Below are 13,394 nucleotides of genomic sequence, written 5' to 3'. Positions count from 1 at the left end.
CCTCTCTATTTAAATGCTTTCCAGAACATTTTCTTGGCAGGAAGCTCTTGTTTCTTCACCGGTGCATCAGGTTCTTTTACGAGACCCTTACGTCTTAATGACGGTGCCGGCAGCGGCTTTCTTTTCAGTCGAGTATCTTTTTCTTCCCAAGCTTCCAAAATGATGTGGGCGTTCGTTCCGCCGTCGGCAAAGCAGTTGATGGCCGCAGACGGTCTGGCTGCATCCCATTCGCCGGCTGTTTTATCAAAATACAAATCGGTCTTTGTTATATCAAAATGCGGCATCGGTTCATCCCCTGAGAGAAACGGAACCGTTTGTCTGTGTTTCAGCATTAATACGACTTTTATAAAGCTTGCGATCCCTTCTGCACAAAGCGGGTGCCCGATGTTCGGCTTGATTGACCCGATGCCGAGCGGAACATGCTGACCTGAGCGGTATACGGATTGAATCGCCTTCAGCTCAAGTAAATCAGTCACAGCGGAACCCGATCCGTTTGCTTCGATATAAGTGATATCCTCCGGCTTCTTACCGCTTTTTAAAAGCGCGCTTTGCATAACGTCTTTTTGCGCCTGAACATTAGGGGCTGACGGTCCTGCCGTTCTGCCGTCATTATTCATGGCGGCGGCCTTAATGACTGCGTGTATCGTGTCGCCGTCTTTTTGCGCCTGGCTTACCGTTTTTAACAGCACCATGCCCACGCCTTCTCCGAGGACAACGCCGCCTGAACGCTTATCAAATACATGAAATACCGGTTTTTCGTTTAACAGACCGCGCTCTTGGAACATCCGGTGCGCCGCATCCGTGTTCAGCATACTGACACCGCCGACTACCGCTATTTTGATATCGCCGCTTCTCAGTGCCTGTACGGCCATATTCATTCCTGTCAAAGCCGATGAACAAGCCGTATCAAGCACGATGCTCGGCCCCCGCAGGTCAAAAAATTGCGAAACGTTTGCAGCTAAATAGTTCTGCCCGCCCGCAACGATCGGATTGCGGGCATTCGCAAGGCTTTCACGATCAGGCTGATGCTGGCTGCGGCCTCCGATATACACACCGGCTTCTATACCCTTGATTTCTTCACGGGTATAGCCGGCATGGCACCAAAGCCTTACGCTTTCTTCCAGCACCGCCAATGCCTGAGGATCCATCGCTTTCGCGTCGTTTTCCGGTATGAAAAAGAAATCGGAATCAAAGTGATCCATATGTTCAATCAAGCCCGCAACATACTGATTTTCGTAACCGAATCGTTCGGCCGGCACGGAGCCGATCGCGGACCTGCCGTTTCTCAGCAAATCCCAATATTGTTCTAACGATTCCGCTCCCGGAAAGCGGCAGCTCATTCCGACGACGGCAATGTCTTCATTTTCGGCATATCGGTTTTGTTCAGCTTGAACGGTTTGCACATTGGCGGGAACCGCGGTTTCTGTATCAGATTCCTTCCTTGTGAGAAGCGGCTGACTGTTGGATACAAGCCATTCGGCAAACGCGTCAATCGTCGGATGTTCATATAAAACAGACGGATCTAAGTCCTTTTTGAGCGCTTGATTCATTTGCTGTAAAAGCTGCGCTAAAATGATCGAATCAACCCCGTAATCCTGAAACGGTTCGTCTGTTTCCAGTTCATCCGGAGCGATTTTCAGCTCATCAGAAAACAGTTTTACAAGCCATGCCTTCGTATCAAAAAGAAGGTCTGAGTCTGATTGTTTTTCCTCGATTTGACCGTTTATTTCTGCTTCAGCCTCTTTTTGTTTTTTCTTTTGACTGAGCAGCCTGTCAGGATGCCATCCGCTTCGATCAACGATGGCCGGCAGAACGGCCGGGCGGATGTTTTCAGACAAAATGCGGTCCAGCAAGTCAATCCCTTCCGCATTCGTCAGTCCTAAAAGTCCGGTCTGCTTCAGGCTTTCTGTGCGGACTTCACCCAATCCGGTTTCCTTCCAATTCGGCCATTGAATGCTGACCATCGGATATTGATGCTGATGAGCAGCCGCGAAATAATCCATGTACGCATTTGCCATCGCATAATCCGACTGCCCCGCGGCAAGCGCCGGAACGACAGCAGATACGGAAGAAAATAAGACGAAGAATCGCAAAGGATCATTTGTAAAAAGGCTGCTTAAAGTTTGAAGCCCGGCGACTTTCGGTTCCAGCACTTCTTGTATGTCGTCAGCTGTCTTTCTGATAAACGCCGGATTTACTGAATTAACCGAGCCTGCACAGTGAATGACCCCGCCGATCGGTCCCATCGTGCGCCGGATCGTTTCAATTTCCGCTGCCGCCGCATCACGGTCAGACAATTTCAGACTGATGACCGCTACTTGCACACCTTTTGCTTCTAGCGCTTCAATCGCCCGTATTTTCTCTTTCAGCCGTGTATTCACAGCTGACCGTTCATGGCGGGGAGGAATCGGCTCCCTGCCTGTCAGCACCACTTTTTTCACGCCGTGTTTTTCTGTGAAATGGCGTGCGCATAAAAGACCGAGCCCTCTCGTCCCTCCGGTAATGAAAAGCACATGATCTTCCGGGAACGGTGCGGGCTGTTGTTCTGATCGCTCCCATTTTGGAATCTCCCTGAATACAGCGCGGTATCTCTGTCCGTTTCGGAGGCAGACTTCCGGTTCTGTGCTGTCCGCTGAAAATTCATCCGCAATCTGTTTGGCAAGTGTCTGCTGATTTGTACCGGTATCGGCATCCATGTGTCTTGACGTCACGTTTTGATACTCACTTTGCAGCATTCTGTACAAGCCGCTTTTTGCCGCTCCTGCGAGATGAATCGTTTTCTGCTGAAACGGCTCCAAGCCTTTTGTTACATACAGCAGGGTCAGCGGCCGCGCTTGACGGTGGCTCGTATCAATCAGAGTCTGGAGCCGGCTGATCCCTTCCAGTGAAAGGTCTTCGTCTCCGCATCCCGTCAGATCGATTGCGCCATCTATGCGGCTCCAAGCGGCAGCTGACGTGTCAGCCGAATCGACCGGGAGAATGAACGAGTCATCGAAATGCTTTGCAGTCTCTTCGGCAAGTCCCCTTGTCCTTGCATCAGCCAGAATCATGACCTTCTGAACGCTTTTTTCATCGGCAGACTCGATCTCACACGGAACCCACTGCTTTTCTAAAAGTACAGCTTCGCGCCGGTCTTCCGTTTCCTCCGATGCAGATTTCACTTGAGGCAGCCAGTACGGCTCCTTGGCAAACGGGTAAGCCGGCAGACTGATTCTGCGTGGTTTTTCGCCTTGATAGAGTCTGTTCCAGTCCACGTGAAGCCCTTTTGCCCACAATTCCGCTATATTGCCATATTTTTTCTTATCGAACCATGACCTGACAAGCTGCTTCATATCATCGTCCGTTTCAAATGCTTTGATTTCTTTTTTTGCCGTTTTGATGTGGGCTTCATATATCCCTTCACCCGTATTGCTGTATACAAAATCGGTTAAACGGCTGATCAGTTCTTCTCTCGAACCGGCTGTAACCGCAAGACGGTAGTCCATTGCGTCACGCCCGGTTTGAAGCGTGTACGCCATATCTGAAAGATGGATATCCTGATTGGCTTTTGCAAATTCGATCATCGACTCGGCATAGGCTTTTAGCTGCGGCGCTTTTTTCGCCGACAGTACAAAAATGTTTGTCTCATCAGGTTTTCGGCTGTCCCGGTCTTTCGGCTGGTACTCTTCAATGACGAGATGAGCGTTTGTGCCGCTGTAGCCGAATGAGCTGACACAGGCCCGCCGCGGTGCTCCGCCTGTTTCCCAAGGTTTGAGTTCGGTATTGACAAATAAAGGCGAGTCATCGAAATCAAAATGTTCATTCGGCGTGCTGAAATGAAGACTCGGCACAAGCTTTTGATGCTTCATCGACAGCAGAACTTTCTGGACGCTTGCTACGCCTGCCGCCGCCGACGTATGTCCGATATTCGATTTAACCGAACCGATGGCGCAAAATTGTTTTCGGTCCGTTTTTTCCTTAAATACAGAAGATAAAGCTTCTAATTCAATCGGATCCCCCTGCTTTGTGCCAGTGCCGTGCATTTCCGCATAGGTGATGCTCTCAGGGTGGATGTTGTGCGTTTCATACACTTGGCGCTCTAAATCCATTTGGCTTTTCGCGCTCGGTGCGGTAATGCCGTTTGTTTTTCCGTCCTGGTTAATTCCGGATCCGATAATGACTCCGTAAATATGGTCTTGATCGGCTTCCGCATCTTTCAGCCTTTTCAGAACGAGCGCCCCCGCGCCTTCGCCAGGCACAAATCCGTTTGCGCTGTTATCAAATGCTTTGCATTGGCCGTCAGGAGACAGCATTCCGGCTTCACACATGCTGATATATGATTCAGGCGTTATATACAAGGTGACGCCGCCGACAAGCGCCATGTCAATTTCATGATTCAACAGCGCCTGACGCGCCAAATGAGTCCCGACAAGAGACGATGAGCATGCCGTATCGATCGGAATCGCCGGCCCTTTCAAGTTGAGATAATACGCCAGGCGGGCCGCCGCGATGCTGAAACTGTTGCCCGTTGCACTTCCTCCTGTCTGATGTTTATTTAACATCATGCCGTATTCATTGTTCATAATCCCTAAATAAACGCCGCAATTTTTCCCGCTTAATTCTTTTGAGCTGTAGCCCGCATCTTCAAAGGCTTTAAAGCCTTCCTGTAAAAATATCCGGTGCTGCGGGTCCATAAGTTCAGCTTCAGACGGAGAAATATTAAAAAACAGCGGATCAAATTCTTCAATGCCGTCAAGCATACCGATTGATTTGCAGTATACTTTGCCCTTCTTGTTTAAGGCCGGATCATAGTATTGGTTTACATCCCAGCGGGAAAGCGGGATATCGCGAATGGCGTTTTTCGCACGGGCTAAGTTGTCCCAATATGTCTTTAGGTCCGGCGCATCCGGGTACTTGCCCGACATGCCGACGATGGCTATCACGTCCGCCATCTCGTCATTAGGCTCCCGTTTGGCCTGCACCGGTTCAGGTTCCTTTTGAACCGTTAATCTCTCCGGCTCGGCAGGTGTTTTCTCCTGCGTAAGCGGCTTTGGACGTACAGGAACCGCCTGTTTTTTTCTGCCGCGGATGGACGGCTGCGTGCGCAGAAAATCGGCAAATTGACGGATGGTCGGATAATCATACACTTTCGTTACGTTACAGTCCGTGCCGTACCGTTTATTGACGGCTTTTATCCATTCAAGACCGGTAATCGAATCCATGCCCAGGTCAATAAAGGCCTCATCAATATCTACTTCATGCCGTTCCATGTACAATACATCAGCAAGTGCTTTCGATAACTCGTCATGCACCGCTTCAATCGGTTCTTCCGGTTCGGCGGAAGCTGCCGTTTCAGACATCGCCTCGAGAATATCCGCTTCTGCCTGTATCACCGGCTGCTTATGAGCGGTTAAAGGCTGCAGAAGTATGTTGGACGGTTTGTTCACGGCCTCCGTTTTCTGCGGTTCGGTTACTTCCTCAAGGATCGGTTCTGTCCCGAGCTCTTTTTGCAAGAAGGCCGCAAACTGGCGGATGGTCGGATAATCATATACTTTCGTCACCGTAAGAGACGTGCCGTACGTTTTATTAACGGCCTTTATCCATTCAAGACCAGTGATTGAATCCATACCGATATCAATAAAAGTGTCGTCTGCGTCGATATCGCCGGGATCCATATATAAAACGTCCGCCAAACTTTCAGTTAATTCGGCACTTACTTTTTCAACGGAAACCGCCGGACGGTCAGCGGGCTGTTCCGTTCTTTTTGATTCCGTGCCGCTCAAAGGCTGCAATGTAATGTTGGACGGTTTTTCTTTCGAAGTCTCCTCGCAAAGAGGTGCTGCTTTAATGACCGGTTCCGGAGCGGCCTCCGGTGCGATCGGTGCAGGCTTTGTTTCCACCGGTTTTTTGACAGCTGCATCAGCTGATGTGTCGATCCAATAACGGTCTTTTGCAAACGGGTAAGCCGGGAGACTGATTTTTTGCGGTCTGCCCATTTGATACAGCTTATCCCAATTGAGCGGAAGGCCCTTTACCCAAAGCTCTAGTACCTTTGCGGCTTTGCCTTTTTCAAGCCATGCCTCAATGGTTTTTTCCATGTCCTCATCAGCCGCAAACAGCGCCATCGTGTCTTTATTCTGTCTGACTTGTCCGCGGTAGAGCTGATCAATTGAATCTTTGCCGCCCGTAAATCCGTCAAGTTTTTCTTCAAGCTCGCGCAAATTGCTGACAATCAGACCGAGACGCTCTTCCATCGCTTCACGGCCGGTTTGAAGCGTATAGGCGATCCGGCCCAGATCCGCTTCCTTGTAACACCCGCTCCGCAGTGCATCAAGAAGCCGTTTCGCCCGTTCTTGAAGCCGTTTCTCATTTTTTGCGGAAAGGACGATCATCGACGGATGAGGTGCGGCAAAAGCCGTCTCTTTATCCTCATCAGCGGTATATTCTTCGATGACGATGTGAGCGTTGACGCCGCCGGCTCCGAAAGAGGAAAGCCCCGCGGTTCTCGGCAGTTCCTTATCATTTATGACCGGTCTTTTCCACTCTTCAAGCGTCTGCTGCACTTTAAACGGCGTACTTGGAAAATCAATATTCGGGTTAAGCGTCCGGGAATGCAGTGACGGCGCAAGCTTCTTGTGTTTCATTTGCAGCAGCACCTTCGTCAGCCCCGCGATGCCTGCTGCGCTTTCACAGTGCCCGATATTGGATTTTGCTGAGCCGATGGCGCAAAACTGTTTATCTTGTGTTTGTTCTGAAAAGACTTTTGTCAGACCCGTGATTTCAATCGGATCGCCGAGTGAAGTTCCGGTGCCGTGGGCTTCGATGTAGCTGACCGCCCTCGGATCGGTTCCCGCGTCTTTTAACGCCTGTTTGATTACCGCGGCTTGGGCGTTCGGATTCGGGACGGAATACCCGTTTGTTTTTCCATCATGGTTCACGGCCGTTCCTTTGATCAGGCCGTAAATATGATCACCGTCCGCTTTCGCTTTAGAAAGCGGCTTGAGGAGTACGGCGCCCACTCCTTCACCGGGCACATAACCGTCTCCGCCTTCTCCAAAACTTTCACATCTCCCTTTGCTTGATAAAAATCTGTTCTGGCCGAGCATCAAATATTTATTCGGATGGATGGATACATTGACGCCCCCGGCAAATGCCGCCTCGCATTCCCCGTTCCGCAAGCTTTGACACGCCAGGTGAATGGCTGTTAAAGAAGAAGAGCACATCGTATCAAGAGCCATACTCGGACCGTTAAAACCGAATACATAGGAAGCCCGGTTCGCGATGGATGACGGATTTCCGGTCAAGGCGAGCGATTTTCCGCGCGCCTGTTCTTCGGCTCCGTAAAGCTGGTATTCCTCATACATGACGCCGACGTAAACACCGACATTGGCGCCCTGCAGGTCACCCGATTTTCCGGTCAGCTTTTTGCGCGTATAACCGGCATCCTCCATCGTTTCGTAGACACATTGCAGAAATAACCGCTCCTGCGGGTCCATCAATTTTGCATCCCGGGGCGAAATAGAGAAGAATTGCGGATCAAATTTGTCCACGTCTTTCAAAAATCCTCCCCATTTTCCGTACGTCTTGCCTTCTTGATCTTTATCAGCGTCGTAATAAAGGCTGTGATCCCAGCGGCTGCTTGGAATTTCCGTTATGCAGTCAACGCCTTCACTTAAGTTCTTCCAAAATTCCTGGAGATTTTCGGCCTGCGGATATCGTCCTGATATACCGATAATCGCGATATCTTCACGCTCCGGCACTGGATTTTCCCGCGTGTCTGTACGGACTTGCGCAAAGCCTTTTTTGCCTTCACTGCGATAGGATACAGGCTTTTCTTCTGTTTTCTCCGGCAGATCCGGTTTGGCTGCAGGGGGTTCCTCCATTTTCATTCCGGTCACTTCCAGCAGCGTGCCGCGGTGAGCTTTCATAAAATATTGCGCCAGCGATTCAATATTCTGGTACTCAAAAAACAATGTTTTTGATAATGAACCGAAGCTCTTTTCCAGCTGTCCCGTCAAATGCATAATCATAATCGAATCAATTCCGTAATCTTCCATAGGCGCCTTGGCGTCAATGCTGCCGACAGGAAGTTTGGTTACTTCCGAAAGCACCTGTTTCAAGAAATGCTCCGTTTTTTCCGCAAGCATGTTTTCTCCGCCTGATGAAAAGCCTGCCGATGCTTCTGTTTCGCTTTCCGTATCTTCTTGATCTTCCGCTGATTTTTTCAGAAACGCCCGGATTTTTGCGGCGTAGCCTTCCGTCACCATGATCTGGGATGTCTTTTTTGCCCACCCGCGGTACAAAGCTTGAATGCCGTTTTCTGTTTTCATAGGGACCATGCCGCTTTCTTTTGTCAGCATGGCTTCCGTTTCGGCGTCAACCGTCATCCCGCCGTCTTTCCAAAGCGGCCAGCAGATTGAAAGAGTGTGTCCATGGCGTTCATTTCGGGCCTTTTGCCGGTTTCTTTTTTCACTGAAAGCGTTCATAAACGCATTGGCCATCGCATAATCTGCTTGGCCCGCGCTTCCGGCGCTTCCCGCTCCGGAAGAGAAAAGAATCAGAAAATCAAGTTCTATGTCCTTACATGCTTCATCAAGATGAACCAGCCCGGAGACTTTCGGCGCCAGTACATCACGGAGTTCATCTTTGTTCTTTTTCAGAATATAGTTGTCTTTTATCGTTCCGGCGCTGTGAATGATACCGTTTAAGCCGCCGTACTGCCGGCAGATATCCGCTATGAGCGATTGAACTTCTTGTTTATCTGTCATGTCCGTTTGTTTGTACACGGCTTGTGCGCCAAGGCCGGACAGCTCTTGCAGCTGGGCTTTTTTACGGTTATCCAACAGAGAACGCCCTGTTAAAATAAGAACGGCGCCTTTTGCATGCCGGGCGATTTCTTTGGCGAACAAAAATCCGAGACCGCCCGCACCGCCTGTGATCAGATAAACACCTTTATCCTTCCACGGCTTTTCGGCGCCGAACTGTTCAAGACCCGTTTCCTGCCATTGTGCCGTATAGCGCCTGCCGTTTTCATAGCGTATATGATTGTCATCAGGGTGAGCGCTGCATTCTTTTACATATCGTGACAGCGTGTCTGCCTTGACGTCCGGCTCCGCTTCAATCAGCTGGCCGGTCAGGTTCGGGTTTTCAAGCGCCGCTGTTTTCAAAAGCCCCGTTAAGCCGCATAGGAGCTGCGTATCAGCTTCTTGAGGCACGACAATCTGAATAAGCTCGCGCCCGCCGGAATTTGAAGCGATGATTTTCTTCACTTCTTCAAAAGCCTGAACTGCACAGGCTTCAAACCGTTCGTCTTCACTCTTATGCTGATCACGGAGCACGTAACAGCTGAAGTCTGTCTGTATGCTGTTCATCTGTTCTGTAAACCGGTCAGATATCATCACGTGACGGGTTTTGAAATGGACTGGCGCTTTTTCATGTACAGCGGCCTTCTCTTCCCATACGTGCTCAAAAAATAGTGTATCTGTTTTATCCGTTTCAATTTCCCGTGCGGAATAACCAGTCATTTTCACACATACATTGCCTTGTTCGTCACATATATCAATATCCAGCTTCTGCACGGCATCTTCAGGCTTGCTATCGCCGCTGTACGCAATGGAAACCCACATATTGCTTTTACAGCTTTTCAGCACATCAATCTGCTCCAGAGCAAACGGCAGCATCGGCCTTATATCAGTTCCGTCTCTATCAAGCATCAAACCGATTGTCGCGTGGAATGCCGCATCCAAGAGGCTCGGATGGAGGACAAACTGATCTTTTGTATGAGAAACAGATGACGGGAGTGAGAGTTTCGCGAGCACTTCGCTGTCTTTTGCATAGATTGCCGTGACCGCTTTGTGAGCATCCCCGTATTCAATCCCCATCTGTTTATAAGCTTGATAGCAAGCGTCAGGTGTGATCAGACGGCGTGATTCTCTCAATTTGTCAATCTCGATTTTCGCCGGTTCGCCCGCCCGGACAAACGCCGCGCTTCCTTGCGCATAGAGAACGGGCTCTTGTTCTGATGAAGCCGATTCACGATAAACCGTAAATCCCATGTCCCCATTTTCTTCGTCATAAAGACGGAGATACAATTCTGCGGACTCATCCGCCGCTGTAAACGGACGTATCCATACGACATGCTTCAGGCGGACTGTTCCGTCTTCTTTCGTTTCTGCCGCGTGTTCAACGGCTGCCCGGACCATTTCCAGATAAGCCGCGCCCGGTAACGTCCGCTCGTTTTTGACGACGTGATCTTGCAGGAAAAATTCTCCGCCGCTAAAAGAGGACCGAAAACGGACGCCTGACATGTTTGATACATTTTCATGCAGGAGCGGGTGTAGCATGCCTGCATTTTTTTGCGGTAACAAATCTTTTTTCTCCGCCTCGGGCACCCAATACCGTGTTTTTTCAAACGGATAAGTCGGCAGACTGATCCGATTCGGTTTGTTTTCACCGTATAAGAGATTCCAATCCATCGTTCCTCCGCCGGCCCACTTCTCAGCAATCATCTCCAGACTTCCGGAAGAAAGCCATTTATGTATCAAGTCAGGAGCAAGCTCTGCCTGTTTCGTTTTATCAGCTCTGTTCCGCCAGCATCCGCCGGCCGTTTGACCCGCCAGAAAACCTCCCAGCCGTTCTTTAAGCTGTGTTATATTCTGTGCGGTGAAAACAACCCGCTCCTCCATCTGCTCACGGCCGACCTGAAGTGTATATGCCGCATCCTCAAGCGGCACGCCGGGATGAATAAATGCAGATAGCTTCGCAACATACGCTTTAAGCCGTTCTTCGTTTCGGGCAGAAACCGGGAAAATGAATGTCTGTTCTTCCGCAGGTTCAGCATTTGTTCTGTGTGATTCTTCCGGAATAAATTCTTCCAGAATGAGATGCACATTTGAACCTGTCGCCCCGAAAGAACTGATCCCAGCACGCCGCGGATATACTGTTTCGTTTCCGTCTTCCGTCACGGAAGGCTGCTGCCATGCTTCTGTTTGATGCTGGACATAAAACGGTGATTGTTCAAAATCTAAATACGGATTCAGCTCCTCGGAATGCAGAGACGGCACCAGCGTTTTATAGTGAAGCTGCAGGGCGACCTTGCTTAAGCCGCTGATGCCCGCCGCCGATTCAGCATGTCCGATATTGGACTTCACTGATCCGATGGCACAGAACTGCTTGTCCTGTGTGTACTGGCGGAACGCCTTGACAAGGCCTTGAACCTCAATCGGATCGCCGAGAGACGTTCCGGTCCCGTGCGCCTCAATATAACTGACCGTGCGCGGATCGATTCCCGCTTTATCCAGGCATTCCTCAATTAAATCGGCCTGTGCGACCGGGCTCGGCACAGAAATCCCGCTTACTGTTCCCACGTGATTGACGGCACTGCCCTTTACTACTGCGTAAATCCGATCTCCGTCTTTTACCGCCTCCCGCAGCGGTTTTAATAAAACGGCACCGATTCCTTCAGCCGGTACATAGCCGTCTCCGTCTTTCCCGAATGTATGACAAACCCCGTCTGTTGAAAACATGTCCCATAAACCGTATGTCAGATATTTATTCGGATGCAGTGACAAGTTGACGCCTCCGGCAACAGCCGATTCACATTCCCCGCGCCGAATGCTTTCCACAGCAAGGTGAACCGCAGTCAGCGAAGATGAACAGACCGTATCGACCGCCATGCTCGGCCCGTGAAAATTACAAAAATATGAAACTCTGTTTGCGATCTGCGCATAATTAAGAGACAGCGGGAATACATGATCTTCAGAAGAAGCCTGAGCTCCGACCAACGTATAGTCCTTGTGCATCACCCCGGCAAAGACGCCGACGCGCTGTCTCTTATTTTGTCCGCGCGCCTCCGCGAGCGACTTCGGCGTATATCCGGCATCCTCAATCGTTTCCCAGCATGTTTGTAAAAACAGCCGTTCCTGAGGGTCCATTGTTTCAGCTTCCCGCGGCGTAATCCGGAAAAATTGAGGATCAAAGCAATCCGGATCATCAATAAATCCGCCCCATTTTGAAATGCTCTTTCCCGAAGGCGACTTTACATTTTCAAATCGGCGCCAGTCCCAGCGAGACTCCGGAATTTCGGTGACACAGTTTTTTCCTTCTTTCAGGTTTTCCCAGAATTCGTGAATATTTTCGGCTTGCGGATAGCGTCCGGCCATCCCGATAATGGCGATATCTTCATCTTGCGGCACACTGCTTTTCCGCCTTTTTTCTGTTTGCGGCTGCTTCTCCATTTTTGCCGGAGGCGCGCTGAAATGGCTCCCGTGCTGCTCAGTCAGGAAAGCTGCCAGCTCTGCTGCCGTCGTATATTCAAACAGCAAAGTCGGTGAAAGGGTTTCGCCGATTTTTTCGCTGATCGTTTCGACGACGTCAAGCAGTCCGGACGATGTCAGCCCCATTTCATAGTAGCCGACTTGAGAATCAATCTGTTCAAGCGGCTTGCCGATTTTTTCCGCCATCAGATTCATGACATACCGTTCTGCTTCCTCATGCCGGTGTCCGCCTTCAAGCGATGCCGCAACTTCCGGTAAACCGGCTTTTTCAGGAGACTTCTCAGCAGTCTTTCGTTCTGTATTGATCAGCTCGGCATCCCGCACGAGCTTGCTTGTGAAATCTTTCAGCTCGGCTACTTTCCGGCCGGATGCGTTAAAAAACTCCAGTGTAATGTAAATGAGCTCCTTTTCCTGCCGGAGCGACGAACGTTTGATTCTCGTGATGCATCCGGCCTGCAAAGGTTCGGAAGCTGTAAAAGATTCATAGAAAAGAGGCAGAAACAGCCTCTTTTCCCCATTTAACAGCGATGAAATTAATAGGTTTGCGCCGACGCCGCTTCCGTCAAGAAGGGTCGGATGGAACAAAAACCCTCCAGCCTGTCCCATCGCGTCTTTTCCGAGCGATAAATCAAAGGTGACCCCGTCCCGCTCTTCAAACACTTCTCCTTCTGCTTTCATATAACCGCTGTGAACCAATTCCTGGCTTCTGCATTGTGCATACAGCTCATTTAAATCGATGGTGCGTTCCGCCTCGCGTTTGACAGAGTCAAGATCAAGCGTGTCACTGAAAACTGCGGGAGCCGTCTCATGCATTTCCGCTTTGACGTAAATACGTTCGTCCGGCTGCACTCGTCCGCCGCTGACCTCAGTCCCTTTTGCGGTCAGTTTCCAGCGCCCTTCTTTTACCTTTGTACATTCAACCGTAAGCTTGACGGCGCTGTTTTCTTTCGCAATAAGCGGCTGATATATGGATAAATGGCGCAGCTGAAGCCCGTCATATGAATACCCGCGCTCTTTGAAAATCTGATAAAACATATCAATATAAGCCAATCCCGGAAGGACTTTTTGTCCGTAAACGTCATGATGTAAAATAAACGGATTTTTCAGCGATAAAGTGATTTGCTTATTGAAGTTCTTCAC

At 50.0% G+C, this 13,394-nt stretch carries 1 protein-coding gene; it reads right to left on the bottom strand.

Annotated elements, in window-relative coordinates:
- Window positions 1-5 precede the first annotated feature (5 nt).
- Window positions 6-13,394: a type I polyketide synthase gene (locus ICW23_RS04235; protein WP_316936434.1), complete on the bottom strand. Its 13,389-nt coding sequence runs from the start codon at window positions 13,392-13,394 to the stop codon at window positions 6-8.

Source organism: Bacillus sp. 1021 (assembly GCF_014534735.1).
GTDB classification, from domain to species: domain Bacteria; phylum Bacillota; class Bacilli; order Bacillales; family Bacillaceae; genus Bacillus; species Bacillus siamensis.
This window is presented reverse-complemented; position numbering and strand designations above follow the sequence as displayed.